This window comes from Oceanobacillus alkalisoli, from assembly GCF_022213125.1.
Lineage (GTDB): Bacteria > Bacillota > Bacilli > Bacillales > Amphibacillaceae > Oceanobacillus > Oceanobacillus alkalisoli.
Genome location: NZ_JAKNRA010000003.1, coordinates 163,075 through 183,454 on the forward strand (window position 1 = coordinate 163,075; position 20,380 = coordinate 183,454).

Genomic DNA, 20,380 nt, shown 5'->3' on the forward strand with positions numbered 1-20,380 from the left:
TATGCGTGTTCATCCATCACAATTAGTTGCAGGTACCGTGCTTTTACTGGATGTATTGGGTAAATCCGGTCATCCGATTATAAATGAGCGAACAGTCCTAACAAATGAACATATTACCGTCCTACATAAATTTCTCATTGAATCCGTAGAAGTTTCGACTAAACTGGAAAACGGTGAAACATTTATTGCGAAAGAACAGCCAAAACGTGTAGAAAAGCCGAAACCTGTGCAGAAGAAAATTTACTTGGAACCTGAAGAGGATCGCTCCTTCCCTGCCCATTACATGGAAGCGGTGCGGGATTATAAACAACTTTTCACCGAATGGAATAACAATGTTCCTATTGATATGGTAAAGGTAAGGCAGTCTATTCTTCCCCTGCTTGAACGGATTGAGGAATTGGATATGGAAATTTTCACGCTCCATCAATACGGAACACGAGAAGATTATATTTACTACCATGGTGTTGCAGTCAGTCTCCTTTCTGCATTTTTAGGAAAGGAGCTAGGCTACCGTAAAGGGGAATGGATTCAGATTGGCTTAGCCGCCTACCTTGCAGATGCTGGGATGACACGGATTGATTTTGGTATAATTACAAAAGGATCTCCCCTAACCGAACCCGAAGAAAACGATATGAGAAATCATTCAACTTACTCTTACCGGATGGTTGAAAAAGTGACCGGTTTATCAAAGGCAGGAAAAATTGCCATTTTGCAGCACCATGAACGGATGGACGGGAGCGGGTATCCACTAGGCATACGGAATGAACAGATCAATACATTTGCCCGGATCCTTGCTGTCTGTGACACATACTATGCGATGACGAGTGACCGTTTGGAGAAGCAATCTGTTTTTAAAGCGCTGGAAGAACTTTTCCAGGAACGATATACGAAGCTTGATCCACAGATTGTTCAATCCTTTATTGAGAGTTTAGCCAGGCGAGCCGTCGGAAAAACCGTCCACCTATCGAATCATAAGACAGGGGAAATTGTTTACTTTGATGATGATCACCCAGCGTCCCCATTAGTGAAATTACACGAGACAGGTGAGATTATCGGCTTGCAAATGAATCCTAATTTACATATTGAGGAGATTATATTAGATTAAGTGGGTTTAGCGTTTGGCAGGGATTAAATGCCTGAAGGTAGTTGTTTAGTAGAGCTTCGGTTGTATATAGGGCTCTAATGATCCGTCGGCTGTGATATTCTTTCGGTCATTTACAGGGCTTCTAATGAACCGAAAATCGTAACTGCCAGCCTAACACTCCCCTAATCAAGTAACTAATTAAACCTCATTTCAGTAGATTAAACTTTATATTCAAACGATTAAAATCCAATACAGATAGAATTCTTTACGAAAGAAACAGGAGGCATTATGAATAATCAATCTTTTACCCCAGTTATCATTGGAACGGATATCAATGCCTATAATATGGCGATTTCCTTCCATGAAGCCTACGATATTCATCCTATTCTTGTCGGAAAGCAGGAAATGGGATTTACTAGCTTTAGCACGATTCCTGAACGGATCGACATTCATCCTGACTTAACGGATAAAGGGAGATTTGTTCCGATTTTAAAAGAACTCGCAGAAAGCTTACAGAACCGCAATCACCCATTAATCCTTGTTGGCACGAACGATGCGTATGTCCGTTTGATCATCGAACACGATGAAGAATTAAAAAATTATTACCGTTTCACCTATATTTCCGAGGATCTGATGAATCAGCTCCAGAAGAAAGCAAATTTCTATAAACTTTGCCGTGAATACGGAATTGATACACCGGCGACATCTTTCTATGACTGTAATGACGATGCTCCGTTCACGGAAGAAATGACCTATCCAATTATTATCAAACCAAGTAACGGAATTGAATATTATAAACACCCGTTCACTGGTCAAGAAAAGGTATACAGGGTAAATACACCGGAAGAAACAGATAAGGTCATTAAGATGATTAAGGAAAGCGGCTACCGGGATGAACTGATTATGCAAGATTATATACCGGGAGACGACACGTACATGTGGGATTCCGTCCTTTATTTGAATTCGAAAAGTAAAACGGAACTTGTTACTTTCGGACAAGTTGTTTTGCAGGAGCATACCGCAACAGCGATTGGTAACTATACATCCGTCCTAACTCGTTACAACGAAGAAATGATGAAAAAGCTACAGCAATTTCTAGAGACAGTCGGCTATGTCGGCTTTGCTAACTTCGATATGAAATATGATGAACGTGATGGGAAATTTAAAATCTTTGAAGTCAATATCCGCCAAGGCCGCTCCAGCTATTATGTAACGGCACTTGGGCACAATATGGCAAAGTACATTGTCGATGATGTACTTCATGATAAGGAAAAGTCAACTACCTATCTGAATGAAGAATATCTGTTTTCCGTTGTGCCACGGATTGTGTTAAACAACTTTGTCGAAAATGATGCAGTGAAGCAAGATGTGAATCGGCTTATTAAACAAAAAAAATGGGGTAACCCCCTCTTTTATAAAAAGGATAAGAGCTTTAAGCGTAAATTCTATATGCTGCTTAGACAATTTAACTATTATCGGAAATATAAAAACAATAAATGGTAAAATCCCCAGTATGCCTGGGGATTTTTTCTAGAAAAAGGATGAACTACTAACTGTAAAGATTTAGAATCTATTTACTATTCCTATTAAATTCGATCTGGTTGAAAAACGTCAACAATTGGCGTAAAGTAAATAAAAATAGCTAAACAAGACGAGATTGGTTACAGAATATATTAGGAGGCCAGAACAAACATGCGTGAAGATAAATTTGGGAAAGAAGGCTTAACATTTGATGATGTATTGCTTATTCCTGCCCAGTCAAATGTACTGCCGAATGAAGTGGAACTTGGAACACAGTTATCCGAAAAGTTGAAGTTGAAGTCCCCTTTTATTAGTGCCGGGATGGATACCGTTACAGAAGCAAAAATGGCAATTGCGATGGCACGTCAAGGTGGTTTCGGAGTAATCCATAAGAATATGTCCATTGAAGAACAGGCGGAAATGGTCGACCGGGTAAAACGTTCTGAAAGTGGTGTTATTACGAATCCGTTTTTCTTAACGCCAGAGCACCAAGTATATGATGCTGAACATCTTATGGGTAAATTCCGGATTTCTGGTGTGCCGATTGTAAATGATATCGAGGAGCAAAAGCTTGTCGGTATTTTAACGAACCGTGACTTGCGCTTTATCCAGGATTATTCCATCCAGATATCTGAAGTAATGACGAGTGAGAATCTTGTCACTGCCCCGGTAGGTACAACATTGAATGAAGCGGAAAAGTTACTGCAGCAGCATAAGATTGAAAAGCTTCCCCTCGTTGATGAAAATGATATCTTAAAAGGTCTTATCACGATTAAAGACATTGAGAAAGTCATCGAGTTCCCGAACTCTGCAAAGGATTCCCAAGGTAGATTACTCGTAGCAGCTGCAGTCGGTATAACCGGAGACGCAATGAGCCGTATTGAGAAGCTCGTCGAAGCTGGCGTTGACGCCATTGTAATTGATACAGCCCATGGTCACTCAGATGGTGTATTGAATCAATTGAAAAAGGTGCGAGCCGCTTATCCGGATCTTGATATTATTGCAGGGAATGTCGCAACTGCAGAAGGAACGGTAGCTTTAATTGAAGCAGGTGCAACGGTAGTCAAAGTCGGAATTGGGCCAGGTTCTATTTGTACAACCCGCGTTGTAGCTGGTGTTGGTGTACCGCAAATTTCAGCTGTCTATGAATGTGCAAAAGCAGCACAAGAATACAATGTACCTGTTATTGCCGACGGTGGAATCAAATATTCCGGTGATATTGTAAAAGCTATTGCTGCAGGAGCACATGCGGTCATGCTTGGTAGTATGTTCGCAGGTACTACGGAAAGCCCTGGGGAAACCGAAATTTACCAAGGCAGAAAATATAAAGTTTATCGTGGAATGGGATCCCTCAGCGCAATGAAAGCAGGTTCCAAGGATCGCTATTTCCAAGGAGATACCGATGATGCGAAGAAACTTGTACCAGAAGGAATTGAAGGACGTGTTCCTTATAAAGGCGCACTTTCAGATATCTCGCATCAATTAATCGGTGGTTTACGTTCTGGTATGGGATACTGTGGAACGGCAACGATTGAAGACTTACGTAAGAACGGACAATTCGTTAAAATTACGAATGCCGGCCTCCGTGAAAGCCATCCACATGATGTGCAGATCACAAAAGAAGCTCCGAACTATTCGGTACAGTAAGTTGTATCACGCATTAACAGTCTGTAATATGCCTACCGAATGAAGTTTCACTTTATTAAAATAAACACCTATTTTTCCCCCAGGTTACACGCAAACCTGATAGAAAAATAGGTGTTTTTTTATCCTTTAAGCAGGTAAAATGAACGGGGGTGAATAGATAGGGAAATTACTAGAATCAGGACTTAGCTCCTTCTATTTTTTTTGATGAAAATGTGATAGAATATTTAGGTGCTGCACTATAAATTTTTTAATCATGTTGGAGGTAAAATAAGTTGATTCAAGTTACTAAAAAAACTGTATCAGGAATACTTGCATTTGTATTACTGATTACATCGTTAATGATACAGCCACTCACGATACATGCAGAAAGTACCCTTGATTTAAATGCAGAGTCTGCCATCTTAGTTGATGCGGGGACTGGAAAAGTTCTTTATGCGAAAAACGCAGATATTGCCCTTCCTCCAGCAAGTATGACGAAAATGATGACGGAATATCTTGTTCTTGAAGCAATCGATGAAGAAAAAATCGACTGGGATACAACAACACAAATCAGCGATTATGCATATAAGATTTCTGCTAATGTCCTGTTTTCAGGAATAGGTTTAACACAAAATAAAGATTATGCCGTACGTGATTTATATAATGCGATGGCTGTCTTCTCTGATAATGCGACAACCATTGCACTTGCTGAATTAATTGCAGGTTCTGAAACGGAATTTGTAAAAATGATGAATGACAAGGCTGAGGAATTAGGCCTTTCCGAATATAAATTTGTAAATAGTTCGGGTCTTGATAATGATTCCCTAGGCGATGACATGCCAGAAGGAACCGATCCGAATGCGAGTAACCTTTTGTCTGCACGCTCTGCCGCTCAGCTTGCCTATCATTTAGTTAATGATTACCCGGAAGCTCTAGAAATTTCCAGCCAGACAGAAGTAGAATTTGATGAGCACAAAGTAGAAAACTTAAATTGGATGCTTCCCCATGAAGCGACATATCTACAGTCATTCCATTATGAAGGAATGGACGGACTGAAGACAGGTAATACAGAGCTTGCTGGATTCACGTTTACTGGAACAGCGGAACGGGATGGAACTCGTCTCATTACCGTTGTGATGAAAACTGGTTCAAAAGAAGAGCGTTTCAAAGAAACAGCGAAATTACTTGATTATGGTTTCAATAATTTCGCATCTGAAGAATTATTCCCGGCTGGTCATCAGCTGGAAGACGAGGGAACTCTCCCTGTAGCTAAAGGTAAAGAAAATGAAGTCAGTGTCTCTATTAGTGAGGGCATTGCGATTCCAATCCAATCTGAAGAAACGGAATTATACAGTTTGGAATATAATATTGATGAAGAGAAGCTGAATGATAACAACGAAATTGTCGCACCAATTGAAAAAGGTGAAAAGCTTGGTACTGCAACGCTTGTATATCAAGGAGAAGCAACCGATCATGGTTATATATTCGACCAGGAATCCGTCGTTGTTGATGTGGTCAGTGATGAAGCAGTTGAAAAAGCAAACTGGTTTATGCTTACGATAGGTGCAATCGGTGACTTCTTCGGCAATGTCTTCACAACAGCAGTAGATTGGATTAAAGGATTGTTTTAATCTGTTCTAATAGGAATCATAGCCAAATGAACAATATATTTAAGCATTGATTTTTGCTATATAAAGAATAAAACTAAAGTAGCAATGAAATATTAGCTAAAGCATGCTTGCTTTTTTTAAGTGAATCGGCTATGATGGTAGCAAATCAGATGAATTAAAGGTATTGACAGGAAATAGTAGCAGTTCGTTCTTCTAAAGAGAGTCGATGGTTGGTGCGAATCGACGTTGAAAAGCTGTGAATCCATCCTTGAACTGGTTTATCGAACAGGACTTGTTCCAGAGTAAATAAACCCGGGGTCTCTGCACCGTTAAAGCAGATCGAGCCGGAAGAGATTTTCTTTTCAACAAGGGTGGCAACGCGGGAATATCAACTCTCGTCCCTATTATTAGGGATGGGAGTTTTTTGATTTTAAAATATAATTTTTCTAATAAAAGGAGGAAATGCAAATGTTGGACATGAAATTTTTACGGAACAATTATGAAGAAGTGAAAGCGAAACTTCAGCACCGGGGTGAAGACTTATCCGAGCTCGATACATTTGGTGAACTCGATGAGAAACGCCGGAAATTGATCGCTGAGACAGAGCAGTTGAAAGCGAAAAGAAATGCTGCGACACAAGAAATTGCGAAGTTGAAGAAAGAGAAGCAGGATGCGGATGTTGCGATTCAGGAAATGCGTCAAGTCGGTGAGGAGATTTCCAAACTTGATAAAGAATTGAAAGAAGTGGAAGCAAGACTTGAACAGGTCATGTATGCCATCCCGAACATTCCACATGAGAGTGTGCCAATTGGTGAGGATGAAGAAGATAACGTCGTCCATCGCACGTGGGGAGAGCAGCCGGAATTCTCTTTTGAAGTGCAACCGCATTGGGATATCGCAACAAACTTGAACATTTTAGATTTCGAACGTGCAGCTAAAGTTACCGGTAGCCGCTTTGTTTTCTATACGGGACTTGGTGCAAGGCTTGAGCGTGCTTTATTGAACTTCATGATGGACTATCATGCAGATCATCACGGTTATACGGAAATCCTACCGCCATATATCGTGAATCGCATGAGTATGACCGGTACAGGACAGCTTCCGAAATTTGCGGAGGATGCCTTTAAACTCGAGGACTGGGATTATTATTTGATTCCGACTTCAGAAGTACCCGTCACGAACTATCACCGTGATGAGATCATGCTTGATTTACCGAAGCGGTATGTTGCGTACAGTGCCAACTTCCGTTCTGAAGCTGGCTCTGCTGGACGTGATACGAGAGGTTTGATTCGGCAGCATCAATTTAACAAAGTCGAGCTCGTCCACTTTGCAAAGCCTGAGGATTCTTATGAGACATTGGAGACATTAACAGGTCACGCGGAGAAAATCCTGCAGGAATTAGAGTTACCATACCGTGTGATGAGCATGTGTACTGGTGATTTAGGATTTACTGCTGCAAAAAAATACGATATTGAAGTATGGATTCCCAGCCAGGACACGTACCGGGAGATTTCTTCTTGCTCTAACTTTGAGGATTTCCAAGCAAGACGTGCTGGCATACGTTTTCGTCGTGATACGAATGCGAAGCCTGAATTCGTGCATACATTGAACGGTTCTGGTCTTGCAGTCGGTCGTACAGTCGCCGCTATACTAGAGAATAACCAGCAGGAAGACGGTTCTGTTGTCGTACCGAAAGCACTTATTCCTTATATGGGTGGAAAAGAAGTTATTAAATAGAGCATGTTAACCAGCTGGTTGTAGAAAATGTCGCCAGCTGGTTTTTTTTCATAAGTTTCTCTGAAATAGATTGACAAGCATAAATTATTTATGGTATATTATATCTTGTGACTATGGAGGTATACCCAAGTCTGGCTGAAGGGGTCGGTCTTGAAAACCGAAAGGCGGGTCAAACCGCGCGGGGGTTCGAATCCCTCTACCTCCTCCATATTTATAAATCATAAATCCTTTAAAACGCCTATTCTTATTGAATGGAGCGTTTTTTGTTCTTTACAACATACATGCTCAAGTTTAAGTTAAACCCGCTCTCATTCTCATAATAAAATACCGAACTACTCACCTAATAGTACCCATTTTCGAAATCCCCACTTGACAAAGAATACAATTCATTCTACTATTAACAGAAATAACATACACTTTAGACGATGATCAGACTAGTAATACGCGAACTGTCCGACAGAAAATGGGATTCACCGGCTGAGAGATCCCTGCGCACAAGCTTGTATGAACCTACCTGGGAGTCGTTAGCGATAAACTAACCGCAGGAAACTGTGTTATCAATGCAGAGAGGGCAATTTATTGCCAAAAATAGGTGGTACCGCGGAGCTGATTCCGTCCTTGTTGCAGGGATGGAATCAGCTTTTTTAGTTGTGAAAAAGAAAAGAAGAGGTGTTCGAATTGCGTAAACGTATTGTGTTTGTAGGGTGCGGCTCGATGGCAGAAGCAATCATGGCCGGCATACTGCAGACGAAGACAGTAGATAAAAATGATATTTATGTAACAAATAAACAAGATGAGGAACGATTGAATGATATAGCAGCTATGTATGGCGTGCAGACATCTTATGATAAAGAAGAGCTGTTAGACCTGGCAGATGTCGTTATCTTAGCAATGAAGCCAAAAGATTTAACGGAGTCAATAAGTGAAATCCGCTCATTTATAAGAGAAGATCAACTCGTCATTTCTATTATTGCAGGCATCATGACGGAAACAATTGAGAAAATAATTGGAAAAAGGAATGCTGTCATTCGAGCGATGCCAAATACATCAGCACAAATTGGTTATTCAGCCACTGCAATCGCAGGCGGCAAATATGTCGATGAAGAAAAAATCAATTTTACGAAGAAATTATTCCAATCGATTGGAATAACGAAGGTAGTGAATGAAGCGGATATGCATACGGTGACAGCCGTTTCTGGGAGCGGTCCAGCATTCGTCTACTATTTTGTTGAAGCGATGACAAAAGCGGCTCTAGAAGCCGGAATGGAAGCTTCTACGGCTGATGCGCTGATTACCCAGACAATTATCGGTGCTGGGAAAATGCTGGAGCAGTCAGGGCAACCAGCCTCCACTTTAAGGGAAAATATTACGAGTGAAGGTGGAACAACTGCAGCAGGACTACAAACGCTTAAATCAAATGATTTTGAGGAAATTATTATCGCTTGTATCGAAAGTGCCCGGCTTCGTTCCATCGATTTGGGAAAAACGTTTTAAGCAGAGAAAAAAGGCGGGGAAAAACTGCCCTGTCTTTCCTTTCTGCTCTTGGTTTTTCTTCTTAATTTTTGTATAATAGTAATGTTACCTATCTTCCCCACTATGGCTCCGTAGCTCAGGGGATAGAGCGTTAGTTTCCTAAACTATGCGTCGCAGGTTCGAATCCTGCCGGGGCCGCTTAAAAAATCATTTATCCACATGTGGATAAATGATTTTTTTATTTTTTGACTGGTCACATCTCTTAAAATGTATTACATTAAACCTATCCTAGGGAGGTAATGAAATGAATCGGTATCTTGACGAGGTCGTCAGTCGCATGATTTAGTCACCAAGTTGAACATCTATATGGATTATGGTGTCAAGGAATATTGGATTGCTAATCCGATGTTGAATACCATTACAATTTATTCGCTTAATCGCGAAAATATATATGAACAATCCGATATGAAAACAGATCATGGAAAAGTTACATCAAAGCTTTTTGGTGGTATTCAGATTGATTTGTCTTATCTATTTAAAGAATAATAATGCTCATTTATTAAAAGCACAGGCAGACTTTATCTCTGTGCTTTGCTCTTTTAATAAAAAACGTTTCCGAAACTTTTCAGCTAAATTACTTTTAAAGTGTCACAAAATGTTCTAAAATAGATTTAAGTTCGTACAAGATTTACATTATTTCATGTAGTTAGAAATGTTAACGGTTACAAAAAAGGAGAGGTGAATGATGGATATGAAGCCAATTCCCGCAAGAGATGGGGACTATAACTTACAGGATTATGATTCATACAGGGAGAATTTTTCCTGGGGGAATGTGTTGCAGCATCTCAGTATGCAGCAGACGGGAAAGGTGAATATGGCGTATGAAGCATTGGATCGCCATGCAGAAGACCCGGAGAAAAAGGACAAGCTTGCATTAATCTATTCGAGTCCTGACCGAGAGGAAGCATTCACATTTCTTGAACTGAGTAAACGCAGTAACAAGTTTGCGAATGTACTTCGAAAATATAATGTACGTAAAGGAGACCGCGTCTTTCTATTCATGCCGCGCAGTCCGGAATTTTATGCCGCCTTTTTTGGAGTTTTAAAAACCGGTGCCGTTGCTGGTCCCCTCTTTGAAGCATTCATGGAGCAGGCCGTAAGAGACCGGTTAAAAGATAGTGAAGCAAGTGTGCTCATTACAACAGCTGAATTATTGGAGCGTGTTCCTTATACGGAACTCCCCAATTTGGAAAATATCATAATCGTTGGCGAGGATTCGGATAAGGAAGGAGCTTTCATTAGTTTTGAAGAAGAGATGGAAGCTGCGTCAGATGAATTTGAAATGGAATGGGTTGACTTAGAGGACGGGATGCTGCTGCATTATACGTCTGGTTCCACTGGCAGGCCTAAAGGGGTCTATCATGTGCATAACGCCATGATCCAGCATTATGCGACCGGAGAGTGGGTCCTTGATCTGAAGCCGGATGATGTGTATTGGTGCACGGCAGACCCAGGCTGGGTGACTGGGACAAGCTATGGTATATTTGCCCCTTGGCTGCACGGGGTGACGAATGTTGTCCGCGGTGGAAGATTTACACCGGAATCCTGGTATGAAACACTTGAAAAATACAAAGTCACAGTTTGGTATACTGCTCCAACGGCCTTACGCATGCTTGTGAGTCACGGGGAAGATAAAGTGAAGCAGTATGATTTATCCGCATTACGTCATATTTTAAGTGTCGGTGAGCCGCTCAATCCGGAAGTGATTACATGGGGATTGCGTGCCTTTGATTTACGGATTCATGATACATGGTGGATGACAGAAACAGGTGCACAACTGATTGTGAATCTCCAGTGTAATGAAATCCGACCAGGATCTATGGGGAAACCAATTCCTGGAATTGAAGCATCCATCATTGACCACGAAGGAAATGAACTGCCGCCAAATCAGATGGGTAATCTTGCAATTAAAGCGGGCTGGCCAGCAATGATGCGCCAGATTTGGAATAACCCGGGTAAATTTGAAAGTTATTTTATCAATGGCTGGTATATTTCTGGAGACAGTGCTTACCGGGATGAAGATGGTTATTTTTGGTTCCAGGGGCGTCTGGATGACGTGATTAATACATCTGGAGAGCGGGTTGGTCCATTTGAAGTTGAATCGAAATTGATTGAACACCCTGCTGTTGCGGAAGCTGGTGTTATTGGGAAACCCGACCCAGAACGTGGAGAAATTATTAAAGCATTTATTACACTAAATGATGGATATGAGGAATCAGAGGATTTACTTCAAGACATCCGCAAATTTGTCAAAACTGGTTTAAGTGCGCATGCTGCACCAAGGGAAATTGAAATCAAGGATACGATACCAAAAACGAGAAGCGGAAAAATTATGCGCCGCCTCTTGAAGTCATGGGAGCTCGGGCTGCCAACTGGAGACACATCAACATTGGAAAATTAATTGAAGTTAAAAAATCCTGCATGCATAAGAGTGCAGGATTTGAAGATTATTATCTGGAAACGGAAAATCCAGTGCAATTGGCGGATTTTGTGTACCATGATGCATAACAGTTTATAAAATATTAAACGGTGGATGAAAAAGGAAGATACACATGAATTGTACAACTAACGATGAAGAAACAGCTATTATCCATTACTACCCAGGAACAACTATTAGAATGCAGCCTGGTGATGTGCTCTATTCCCATAAGTATGCCCTTTCTTCATTTTTAGTCGGACACACCGGAATTGTCGGTACGAATTACCGTATTTATCATGTGAATCGCTGGAAGGAGTTCGGTCACGCTGATAGTATGCCAATCTATCTTTCGCGTCACCGGGAGGAAGAAAAAATCACCATTCTCCGCCATTCCAATGAACAGGAAGCGAGTCAAGCAGCAAAATGGGCAATGCAGTATTATGACAATGTGCAACGCTATACGTATGTACGCGATTTAACCCGGCTGGAAGCTAATTATTGCTCCAAATTCACCTGGCAAGCCTTTTACTATGGCACAGAAGGACGAGTGGATTTATTACAGATAGGAAAAAGAAAGTCTTTTAAAAAATTTGTGATGCCTGGTGCAATTTATCGTCGTCTCGAAAAGATCGCAAGCTTCGAAAATACATTGTACCGGTAGATATTTATGTTTTAGAAATCATAAAATGGGAACACTTCATTATGTATAATCATTAATAAAGGAGTTGCTATTGATGGGTAAAAAAATTGCTACAGTCATTACAGACCTATTTGAGGACTCGGAATATACAGAGCCGGCAAAGGAATTTGAAGATGCCGGACATGAAGTAGTTACAATCGGTGCAAAAAAAGGTGAAACAGTCATCGGGAAACAGAAGGACGCCAAGGTTCCGATTGAATATGGAATTGATGACGTGGATCCGAACGATTTTGACGCTCTCTTTATCCCAGGTGGTTTTTCACCAGACCAATTGCGGGCGGATGACCGATTTGTAGAATTTGCCAAACATTTCATGGACGAGAAAAAACCGGTATTCGCGATTTGCCATGGTCCACAGTTACTCATTACAGCAAAAACGCTCGAAGGCCGTGATGCAACAGGTTATAAATCAATTCAAGTAGATATGGAGTATGCTGGAGCGAAGGTTAGAGATGAAGAAGTAGTCGTTTGCCAGAACCAACTCGTTACGAGCCGGCAGCCAGACGATATTCCAGCATTTACCCGAGAATCACTGAATGTATTGAAATAAGTGGAACACTCTCTCAAGTTTATTCTTGAGAGAGTGTTTTTCAAGTTTTATAAATAAACAAGAACACTCGTGACTTCAGTCATGAGAGGTTCAAACGGAATCAATATTTGCTTTCATGACGGAGCGCATTAAATATAGCGCATAGTCATTTGTATTCTTTTCCTCTGAAGCCATACAGTTCTCTGGTATGTGCAGGTCCATTTTATACATATAAGCATCCTTCGCTGTGAATAAAATACAAATATCCCCTGCTATTCCCGCAAGAATGAGCGAATACCGATTCAAATCAGTCAGCAGCGAATGGAGCGGCGTCTGGAAAAAGGCGGAATGTTGTGGTTTAATAAAGAAATAATCATCATCATCTGGTTTCATCGCTTCAATTATTTCTTTACTGCTATGATTCGTGCACTGTTTAATAATTTTATCAAAGTCAGCTTGCCATAATCCATAATGGTCATTAACATAGATGACTGGCAGGTTATTTTCTTTTGCAAATTCTTTTAGCTTGATTAAATTTGGCAAAATCTTCTCTGTATTTCTTAATAATTTATCCCCACCGGGAAAATTGAAATCGTTGATGATATCAATGAAAACAACGGCTGTATCTTTCAAGTTCTGCATCGTATTCGCTCCTTTGTGGATATTATATCTAAAATAAATGTCTTATTAGTTATTTCCTAATCTTATGATTTCAAACTTCTATAGAAATGTGGGTTATCTTATGTCTGATGAAAAATTTATGCAAGCAGCGATCAGTGAAGCAATAAAAGCAAGAGAGCGAAATGAAGTGCCGATCGGTGCAGTCATCGTTCAGGATGGTGAAGTCATTGCGAGCGGATATAATCTTCGGGAAACATCGCAACAGACTCTCTCGCATGCTGAACTTCTCGCTATCGAAGCGGCCAATGAAAAAGTCGGCAGCTGGCGCCTTGAGGACTGTACGTTATACGTCACCTTAGAGCCATGCCCGATGTGCGCTGGAGCTATCGTGCAATCACGGATTAAACGTGTTGTCTACGGGGCACCGGATCCGAAAGCCGGTTGTGCGGGAACGTTATTCAATTTGCTGGAGGAATCGAGGTTCAATCACCAAGTAGAAGTAACAAGCGGTGTCTTACAGGAAGAATGTGCCAGTTTACTTACTGATTTTTTTAAGACGCTAAGGCAGCGAAAAAATAAGTAAACTCCCGCTTCCGTTTATGAAATGTTTTCCATTGCAAACAGTAACGGAAAACGTTATAATGGTATTTACCGTGCTAAGCGGGGAGGTAGCGGTGCCCTGTACTCGCAATCCGCTATAGCGAGGCCGAATCCCTTGCCGAGGTACGGCGACTGTATGGTCAGCCTTAGTGAATTGGTGTTGACGCTCGGGTCCTGCGCAACAGGAACCCATGAACCCTGTCAGGTCCGGAAGGAAGCAGCAGTAAGTGGTCATTCTTGTGTGCCGCAGGGAAGCCTTGGCCGAGCCATGAAGCTAAGAAGCGCATAGGGACGTCGTATCGACGTGAGGTGCACGGTATACATATTTCGTGAGCAACGACTTTAGACATCACAAAATGGTGTTGTCTAGAGTCGTTTTTTATTTTTCAATTGTAACGTGATAAACTAACAGTAGTTAAGAGAGATTAAAGGAGGCGCTCCTCATGTCTTTTACCGATACGGATATTATGGATGATATCATGCAGCAAATCGTTTCGAAAAAAATCACTCCAGGGACAAAACTACCTTCGGAAAATGAACTTGCCGATAGATACCATGTTCCAAGAATGACTGTGCGCAGTGCCCTAACGAAATTAGAAGAGAGAGGACTCGTCTACTCTGTCCAAGGAAAAGGACGGTATTTACAGGAAAAAACGAAGCAAATTCAATTGTCGCTTACGGGAAAAACAAGTTTTACGGAAAAGATGCAGCAACTCGGTTATGATTTAAAAACTGAAAACCGGTACTGTGAAAAAATCAATTTTGACGAGAAAATTTATGATGCACTTCAAGCTGAAGAAACGGATGCAGTCTACCAAATCGGCCGGCTGCGCTTCATTGATAATGAACCGATTGCAATTCATCATTCCTTTGTTAGGAAAGCGCACTTTCCCAAGATAAAGGAAGACGGTCCGCAGATTACGTCAATGTTCGCTTATTACCGCAAACTTGGATACAATCATTTTTCCAGTAGCGAAACAATGCTTAGCATTACGTTTCCTACCGCAAAAGAGCAAGAACTCCTCTCCTGCCAAAGCCTCGTTCCTCTCCTAGTCGTTGAAACGAATTGTCTGGACATGGAGACGAAGGAAGTACTAGAATACACGAAAATTTTATATCGCAGTGATAAATTCACTTATGACATCACTGCAGGTTAACATAGGGAGGTATCGAAAATGGGGAAAATCATTGAATTAAATCAAAGTCACTATGACGAGATATTTTCATTATCCCAATTTGCATTTCAATATGAACTAACAGAAGAGGAATTACATAAGAAAAAAGAAGAAGCAGAAAGATATGCTATTTGGGGGATGATGGATGGAGAAAGAATCGCTGCTAAGCTGCATTTGATTCCATTAGCTGTATCTATTAATGGTATCCCGTTTGAGATGGGAGGGATAGCTTCGGTTGCGACGTGGCCTGAATACCGGAGAAAAGGAATGGTAAAGGAGCTGCTGCTTCATGCATTGCAGACCATGAAAGCACAAGGACAGACGATTTCATTCCTTCATCCATTTTCTGTTCCATTCTACCGCCAATATGGCTGGGAGGTGGCTTTTGCAGAAAAACATTATGAGATCCCAATGAAAAATGTAAAGCAGAATTGGAACGGGAAAGGCTATGTCAGAAGAGTGAATAGCGACATCCCTTTACTGGATTCCATATACCGCAAGTATATCAAAAATTACAATGGTGCTTTATTGCGAGATGAAAAATGGTGGAAACAGCGAGTACTTAAAGATCAGCATATGATTGCAGTCGCCTATGATGAAGAGAACCAGGCGGAAGGATATATTATTTATCAGCTAAAAGACCGGTTGTTCAAGGTAGATGAGTTTGTTTACAATACGACGAATGCACTTAAGGTATTCATGCAATTTATCGCCAATCATGACTCCATGGCTGAAAAGGTAGAAATGGTTGTTCCAGAAATTGATTTATTGCCATTACTCGTGCATGAACCGCGCTTCAAGCAAAAGATCATGCCATATTTTATGGCAAGGATTGTGGATGTGGAAGCTTTTTTAAAGGAGTATATGAGTAGTATCTCTACAGCCTTCGGTTCATTATCTATTAGGGTTGAAGATCCTTTTATAGAAGAGAATACGGGGATATACACACTTCATGAGGCAGATGGTAAGATTGATATCGTCTACGAGTCAGTAATGAATAATATAAAAGGTCCTGTGATAAGCTGCACGGTGCAACAACTTATTACGATGCTGCTAGGTTACCAGCGACCGGAAGATTTATATCAATTGGAACTGATTAGTGGAGACACTGAAGCAATTGAACTGTTAGAATATATTATTCCGAGAAAACAGACGTACTTCACAGATTTTTTCTAAGTGAGTGATTGGAAAGACCATTAAATGAAGAGGTTGGGACATAACGATAAGTTTAGGTTATGTCTCAACCTCTTTTTTTACTGGGACAAATGCACGGACCCCTTGTCCCACTTTTTACAGAAACTAAACACTAGCTTAACACACCCGACTTGGCGACAAGTTAAGCTTAAATTGTGAAGGAGGTTGGGCGGAAAAATGAAAAGACGGAGACGGACGAGAATTCTTATCGAAGGAAACCCTATTTTGGCCAAAAGATTATCTGAAACAATAACAGCAACCTATGAGTGGAAGGAAATTATTGCCCCGCACTACGGACTTACGATGGTGAAAATGCGGGAGTCTGCTAAAAATTCACTTTTTTATATCGGTGAGGTGCTTATTACCGAAGCAAAAATAGAAATCAATGGAGCAATCGGCATTGGTATTGTCGAAGGAATGAAGGAGCAGATTGCACGCCAGTTAGCAATAATTGATGCAGCTTACAACGCAAACTTACCAGAAACTCAAGGATGGGGAGCAGATCTTTTATTAGAAGAAGTAAGGATTAATGAACAAAAAGCGTTGGAACAGACCAAACTCTTTGAAACAAAAGTGGACTTCCAAACGATGGAAATGGACAGTTAACGAATAAAAACGAACAGGAGAGATAATATGGCAATTGATGAAGTACATGATTTGCAGTTTGTTTTCCGTGAAATTTTACATACAATGTCACGTCCAGGTGAAATTCAATCGTTGCGCAAACTCGAAGGAAAGAATGACCTTGATTTACCGCTACATGATGCGACTCTTTTTACGTTGCTCACACTATTTGATGCAGAGGTTAGCTTTCATGTCTTGCCTCGTGCGGAAAAACAAGTTGCTGGTAAAATATCAGCTTACACCCTTGCGTCCCACACAACACTTGCTAAAGCAGATTTTATCATTGTGCTTCCTGATGCCACAGAGGCGGAAATAACAGAAGCACTGGAAATATGTAAGAAAGGCACACTAATCGCTCCCCATCGTGCAGCAACATTCATTATCGACACTGATTTTACAGAACGGAATATAACGGTCCGTTTAACTGGCCCTGGCATTAAAGAGCAAACGATGCTACATACATTATCGAACAACATCTGGGAAGCAAGAAATACAACAGTCACAGAGTTCCCATTAGGTGTTGACCTCATTTTAACGGATAGCAATATGCAACTCGTATGTGTACCACGAACAACGAATGTCGAAGTTATGGAGGTGGAATAAATGGGCTATGTCGCGGTAAAAGGTGGCACAAAGGCAATTGAAGCTTCGATGGAACGGTTGACATACGAACGCCTGAAAGAGCAGGAAATTATCGAAGTCGAAACGATTATGGCTACAATGAAAAGTCTAATCGACCAAGTGATGTCAGAAAGCAGCCTATACTCCCCATTTCTTGCAGCGCTTGCGATTAAACAAGCGGAAGGCAGTATGGAGGAAGCCGTCTTTCTTCTGCGTGCTCATCGTTCGACTTTACCAAGACTTTATACGAGTGAAACAGTGGAGCCGGAGACGATGTTTGTCGAACGCCGAATTTCAGCGAGTTTTAAAGATATCCCTGGTGGTCAATTACTCGGTGCAACGAAAGATTACACCCACCGCTTACTTGATTTTAATTTACTGGAAGAAGATAAAACACAAATCACAACGTGGCTGAAAAACTTTGAAAACAATCTTGAGCAAACGGAAGGAAAAGTTACTTATTTTCCTAAAGTCGTTGATTACTTGAGGGAAGAAGGTTTATTTGAAACGTACCCGTTAAATGATACGGCACCGATTGATATTACAAAAGAAAGTCTTAGCTTTCCGGCATCAAGAAGTGCAAGATTACAAGTGCTCACGAGAGGACAAACCGGAGCAGTTACTGCACTCGGTTATGCATCATTAAGAGGTTACGGTCAAGTGCATCCGACGGTCGGAGAAGTTCGAGTTGGCAGGCTGCCAATTCATACCGCTCATCCAGTAGAGGGAAGCGGCAACCCGGAAGATGACTTTTATATTGGTGAAATTCGCGTAACTGAGATTGAATCCTTCGTACCGATCACGAAAAAGAACGGCAGGAATGAGGAAAAGTTAGAATTTGAGATTGGCTACGGGATTTGTTACGGGCAAAATGAAACGAAGGCGATTGCGATGAGCATTCTGGATCAATGTCTTGATCATCCCGAGGGAGATTTCCCGACGCATGATGAGGAGTTCGTGCTTCTTCATATTGATTCCGTTGAAGCGACAGGATTTATTTCCCATCTGAAGTTACCGCATTATGTCACTTTCCAATCGAAACTCGATAGCGTGCGGCAGATTAAACGAGGAGTGAGCGACGATGAAAGCTAAAACCCATTTTGCATTTTTTGATGAAGGATCGAAAAAGGAAATTAGAAGAGCCCTCTTAAAAGCAGTTGCAATTCCTGGTTACCAGGTTCCCTTTGCCTCAAGGGAAATGCCGATTGCTCGGGGATGGGGTACTGGAGGGCTGCAAATCACCCTTTCTCTCATTGGTAAACAGGACGTGCTGAAAGTAATAGACCAAGGGGCAGATGAATCGGTAAATGCGGTGAGTATTAAAAAACTCATTTCTAAGACGACTGGTGTCAGACTCGTGGAACGAACCGAGGATGCGACACTCATTCAATCACGGCACCGGATTCCTGAAGTGCCGCTTACGAAAAATCAAATCCTTGTTCTGCAAGTTCCCATGCCGGAACCATTACGCGGAGTTGAGGCAAGTGAATATCAAACGAAAATCCTTCATTCGGAAGAGGATTACAGTGGCGCGTGGCTTCAATTATTCGAACAAATTATGAAATATGGAAAGACAGCAACAGGTGCAGATCACCCCGTTTATGTAAATGGTCGCTATATTATGGCCCCGAGTCCGATTCCGAGATTTGATAATCCGAAGCTTCATCAATCAGACGCACTTATTCTCTTTGGTGCTGGGCGAGAGAAGAAGATTTACGCCGTCCCACCTTATACCGATATATCTTCCCTTGCTTTTGATGACTATCCGTTTCAAGTGGAGTCCTTTACTGGGGAAAACTGTCATTTATGTGGAGCAGAGAATGTATTTTTGGATGAACTCGAGGACCCTGTCACGAATGAAACAATCTATCAATGCAATGACACAAGTTATTGCTTAGAACGGTTAAACGAGAATGAGGAAGCGGAGGTAAGGAAGACGTATGCATGAAGCACCTTTACTACGTGTAAGAGATTTAACAAAGCAATTTGGAGAAGCTTGTTCATCCTGTGATGGTGGAGAGAACTTGGAAAAAAACTATTGTCCAACGTGTGGAACGGTATATGCCTGTCAAAACATTTCCTTTGATTTATATCCCGGTGAGATTCTGGGCATTGTCGGGGAAAGTGGGAGCGGAAAATCGTCGATGATGCAGTGCCTCTACTTCGATTCAGAGGTCACATCCGGTGCCGTCTATCTCGATCATATCCCGGCTCTAGCAGGGAAAAATGTGTTCACGCTCTCTTCCCAGCAGAAGCGTGCCATCCGCAATCAGCAATATGGCATGGTTTATCAAAATCCGATTCGCGGGTTAAAAATGGATTTTTCCTCCGTCGGTAATATCGCGGAGAAATTAATTGCAGCAGGTAACCGGCATGTTGGTGACATGGAAGCGGTGAGTAAGAGCCTACTTGAGCATGTTCACATTCCATTATTTCGAATGAAAGAGGAGCCAAGGAATTTCTCTGGTGGAATGCAGCAACGAGTTCAGATTGCCAAAGCTCTCTCGAATAACCCACCGATATTATTTTTAGATGAAGTGACGACTGGACTCGATTTATCGGTGCAAGCGAATGTGCTTGATTTGATTAAAGGCATTCAACGTGATCTTGGAATTAGCATGATTGTCGTTTCGCATGACTTAGCGGTGATTCGGATGCTTGCCGACCGGACGATTGTCATGCTGAACGGGTCGATTATTGAAGATGGGTTGACAGACCAGATCCTTGAAGACCCGCAGCATGCCTACACCCAGCAATTAGTATATTCCCTACTGTAAACGAAGGAG

20 protein-coding genes, 2 tRNA genes, 1 other RNA gene and 1 other annotated feature are annotated in these 20,380 nt (G+C 41.4%); of the genes, 22 read left to right on the forward strand and 1 reads right to left on the reverse strand.

Annotated features, from left to right (window positions below):
• Window position 1 precedes the first annotated feature (1 nt).
• From L3V42_RS06735 to L3V42_RS06790, 13 genes are all read left to right on the forward strand, one after another.
• Window positions 2-1,105, forward strand: a complete 1,104-nt coding sequence (locus L3V42_RS06735; protein WP_235763136.1) for an HD-GYP domain-containing protein — start codon at window positions 2-4, stop codon at window positions 1,103-1,105.
• A 267-nt stretch (window positions 1,106-1,372) separates the two neighbouring features.
• Entirely contained in the window at window positions 1,373-2,587 is a 1,215-nt protein-coding gene (locus L3V42_RS06740) for a carboxylate--amine ligase (RefSeq protein WP_235763137.1), read from the forward strand.
• A gap of 189 nt (window positions 2,588-2,776) precedes the next feature.
• On the forward strand, window positions 2,777-4,252 hold the full coding sequence (guaB, locus tag L3V42_RS06745; protein WP_238471620.1) for an IMP dehydrogenase: 1,476 nt from the start codon (window positions 2,777-2,779) through the stop codon (window positions 4,250-4,252).
• A 272-nt stretch (window positions 4,253-4,524) separates the two neighbouring features.
• A complete protein-coding gene (locus tag L3V42_RS06750; protein WP_235763139.1) occupies window positions 4,525-5,862 on the forward strand; it encodes a serine hydrolase in 1,338 nt (445 codons plus the stop codon).
• Window positions 5,863-6,016: 154 nt separating this feature from the next.
• Window positions 6,017-6,247: a binding site (T-box leader), on the forward strand.
• Window positions 6,248-6,309: 62 nt separating this feature from the next.
• Window positions 6,310-7,578, forward strand: coding sequence for a serine--tRNA ligase (gene serS, locus L3V42_RS06755; RefSeq protein ID WP_238471621.1), 1,269 nt, complete (start codon window positions 6,310-6,312; stop codon window positions 7,576-7,578).
• 115 nt (window positions 7,579-7,693) lie between these two features.
• Window positions 7,694-7,786: transfer RNA gene (locus tag L3V42_RS06760), tRNA-Ser, on the forward strand.
• Window positions 7,787-8,138: 352 nt separating this feature from the next.
• Window positions 8,139-8,264: a hypothetical protein gene (locus tag L3V42_RS18275; RefSeq protein WP_255771036.1), complete on the forward strand. Its 126-nt coding sequence runs from the start codon at window positions 8,139-8,141 to the stop codon at window positions 8,262-8,264.
• Entirely contained in the window at window positions 8,257-9,072 is an 816-nt protein-coding gene (proC, locus tag L3V42_RS06765; RefSeq protein WP_238471622.1) for a pyrroline-5-carboxylate reductase, read from the forward strand. The genes L3V42_RS18275 and proC overlap by 8 nt, the downstream gene beginning before the upstream one ends.
• Window positions 9,073-9,176: 104 nt before the next feature.
• Window positions 9,177-9,249 (forward strand) — tRNA-Arg (locus tag L3V42_RS06770).
• 168 nt (window positions 9,250-9,417) lie between these two features.
• Window positions 9,418-9,597, forward strand: a complete 180-nt coding sequence (locus tag L3V42_RS06775) for a Uma2 family endonuclease (protein WP_238471623.1) — start codon at window positions 9,418-9,420, stop codon at window positions 9,595-9,597.
• 199 nt (window positions 9,598-9,796) lie between these two features.
• Entirely contained in the window at window positions 9,797-11,512 is a 1,716-nt protein-coding gene (acsA, locus tag L3V42_RS06780) for an acetate--CoA ligase (RefSeq protein WP_238471680.1), read from the forward strand.
• Between the two features lie 151 nt (window positions 11,513-11,663).
• Window positions 11,664-12,191: a hypothetical protein gene (locus tag L3V42_RS06785; RefSeq protein WP_235763143.1), complete on the forward strand. Its 528-nt coding sequence runs from the start codon at window positions 11,664-11,666 to the stop codon at window positions 12,189-12,191.
• 73 nt (window positions 12,192-12,264) lie between these two features.
• Window positions 12,265-12,780, forward strand: coding sequence for a type 1 glutamine amidotransferase domain-containing protein (locus tag L3V42_RS06790; protein ID WP_235763144.1), 516 nt, complete (start codon window positions 12,265-12,267; stop codon window positions 12,778-12,780).
• 90 nt (window positions 12,781-12,870) lie between these two features.
• Here the strand turns inward: L3V42_RS06790 and L3V42_RS06795 are convergent, their stop codons facing one another.
• Window positions 12,871-13,401, reverse strand: coding sequence for a cysteine hydrolase family protein (locus L3V42_RS06795; protein ID WP_238471624.1), 531 nt, complete (start codon window positions 13,399-13,401; stop codon window positions 12,871-12,873).
• Window positions 13,402-13,501: 100 nt separating this feature from the next.
• Here L3V42_RS06795 and tadA point away from each other — a divergent pair, with 100 nt between their 5' ends.
• The 9 genes from tadA to L3V42_RS06840 all read left to right on the forward strand — a co-directional run bounded on the left by tadA (window position 13,502) and on the right by L3V42_RS06840 (window position 20,371).
• Window positions 13,502-13,963: a tRNA adenosine(34) deaminase TadA gene (tadA, locus tag L3V42_RS06800; RefSeq protein WP_238471625.1), complete on the forward strand. Its 462-nt coding sequence runs from the start codon at window positions 13,502-13,504 to the stop codon at window positions 13,961-13,963.
• A 68-nt stretch (window positions 13,964-14,031) separates the two neighbouring features.
• Window positions 14,032-14,297: signal recognition particle sRNA large type (ffs, locus tag L3V42_RS06805), an RNA gene on the forward strand.
• 126 nt (window positions 14,298-14,423) lie between these two features.
• On the forward strand, window positions 14,424-15,137 hold the full coding sequence (locus tag L3V42_RS06810; protein WP_238471626.1) for a GntR family transcriptional regulator: 714 nt from the start codon (window positions 14,424-14,426) through the stop codon (window positions 15,135-15,137).
• 18 nt (window positions 15,138-15,155) lie between these two features.
• Window positions 15,156-16,331 (forward strand): GNAT family N-acetyltransferase, encoded by a 1,176-nt coding sequence (locus L3V42_RS06815; RefSeq protein WP_238471627.1) that lies wholly within the window; start codon window positions 15,156-15,158, stop codon window positions 16,329-16,331.
• A 195-nt stretch (window positions 16,332-16,526) separates the two neighbouring features.
• Window positions 16,527-16,955, forward strand: a complete 429-nt coding sequence (phnG, locus tag L3V42_RS06820; RefSeq protein ID WP_235763149.1) for a phosphonate C-P lyase system protein PhnG — start codon at window positions 16,527-16,529, stop codon at window positions 16,953-16,955.
• 27 nt (window positions 16,956-16,982) lie between these two features.
• Window positions 16,983-17,576: a phosphonate C-P lyase system protein PhnH gene (gene phnH, locus L3V42_RS06825; protein WP_238471628.1), complete on the forward strand. Its 594-nt coding sequence runs from the start codon at window positions 16,983-16,985 to the stop codon at window positions 17,574-17,576.
• On the forward strand, window positions 17,577-18,686 hold the full coding sequence (locus L3V42_RS06830; protein ID WP_235763151.1) for a carbon-phosphorus lyase complex subunit PhnI: 1,110 nt from the start codon (window positions 17,577-17,579) through the stop codon (window positions 18,684-18,686).
• Window positions 18,676-19,542: an alpha-D-ribose 1-methylphosphonate 5-phosphate C-P-lyase PhnJ gene (locus L3V42_RS06835; protein ID WP_238471629.1), complete on the forward strand. Its 867-nt coding sequence runs from the start codon at window positions 18,676-18,678 to the stop codon at window positions 19,540-19,542. The genes L3V42_RS06830 and L3V42_RS06835 overlap by 11 nt, the downstream gene beginning before the upstream one ends.
• Window positions 19,535-20,371, forward strand: a complete 837-nt coding sequence (locus tag L3V42_RS06840) for an ATP-binding cassette domain-containing protein (protein ID WP_238471630.1) — start codon at window positions 19,535-19,537, stop codon at window positions 20,369-20,371. Before L3V42_RS06835 ends, L3V42_RS06840 begins: the two co-directional genes overlap by 8 nt.
• Window positions 20,372-20,380: the final 9 nt, after the last annotated feature.

Excerpts from the sequence above, each read along its gene's own strand:
- L3V42_RS06735 (WP_235763136.1), top strand. The coding sequence starts at position 2 with ATGCGTGTTCATCCATCACAATTAGTTGCAGGTACCGTGCTTTTACTG.
- L3V42_RS18275 (WP_255771036.1), top strand. The coding sequence starts at position 8,139 with ATGCAGAGAGGGCAATTTATTGCCAAAAATAGGTGGTACCGCGGAGCT.
- serS (WP_238471621.1), top strand. The coding sequence starts at position 6,310 with ATGTTGGACATGAAATTTTTACGGAACAATTATGAAGAAGTGAAAGCG.
- L3V42_RS06835 (WP_238471629.1), top strand. The coding sequence starts at position 18,676 with ATGAAAGCTAAAACCCATTTTGCATTTTTTGATGAAGGATCGAAAAAG.
- L3V42_RS06795 (WP_238471624.1), bottom strand. The coding sequence starts at position 13,401 with ATGCAGAACTTGAAAGATACAGCCGTTGTTTTCATTGATATCATCAAC.
- guaB (WP_238471620.1), top strand. The coding sequence starts at position 2,777 with ATGCGTGAAGATAAATTTGGGAAAGAAGGCTTAACATTTGATGATGTA.
- L3V42_RS06775 (WP_238471623.1), top strand. The coding sequence starts at position 9,418 with ATGGATTATGGTGTCAAGGAATATTGGATTGCTAATCCGATGTTGAAT.
- L3V42_RS06815 (WP_238471627.1), top strand. The coding sequence starts at position 15,156 with ATGGGGAAAATCATTGAATTAAATCAAAGTCACTATGACGAGATATTT.
- phnH (WP_238471628.1), top strand. The coding sequence starts at position 16,983 with ATGGCAATTGATGAAGTACATGATTTGCAGTTTGTTTTCCGTGAAATT.
- L3V42_RS06740 (WP_235763137.1), top strand. The coding sequence starts at position 1,373 with ATGAATAATCAATCTTTTACCCCAGTTATCATTGGAACGGATATCAAT.
- phnG (WP_235763149.1), top strand. The coding sequence starts at position 16,527 with ATGAAAAGACGGAGACGGACGAGAATTCTTATCGAAGGAAACCCTATT.
- L3V42_RS06790 (WP_235763144.1), top strand. The coding sequence starts at position 12,265 with ATGGGTAAAAAAATTGCTACAGTCATTACAGACCTATTTGAGGACTCG.
- L3V42_RS06810 (WP_238471626.1), top strand. The coding sequence starts at position 14,424 with ATGTCTTTTACCGATACGGATATTATGGATGATATCATGCAGCAAATC.
- L3V42_RS06785 (WP_235763143.1), top strand. The coding sequence starts at position 11,664 with ATGAATTGTACAACTAACGATGAAGAAACAGCTATTATCCATTACTAC.
- tadA (WP_238471625.1), top strand. The coding sequence starts at position 13,502 with ATGTCTGATGAAAAATTTATGCAAGCAGCGATCAGTGAAGCAATAAAA.
- L3V42_RS06830 (WP_235763151.1), top strand. The coding sequence starts at position 17,577 with ATGGGCTATGTCGCGGTAAAAGGTGGCACAAAGGCAATTGAAGCTTCG.
- L3V42_RS06840 (WP_238471630.1), top strand. The coding sequence starts at position 19,535 with ATGCATGAAGCACCTTTACTACGTGTAAGAGATTTAACAAAGCAATTT.
- acsA (WP_238471680.1), top strand. The coding sequence starts at position 9,797 with ATGGATATGAAGCCAATTCCCGCAAGAGATGGGGACTATAACTTACAG.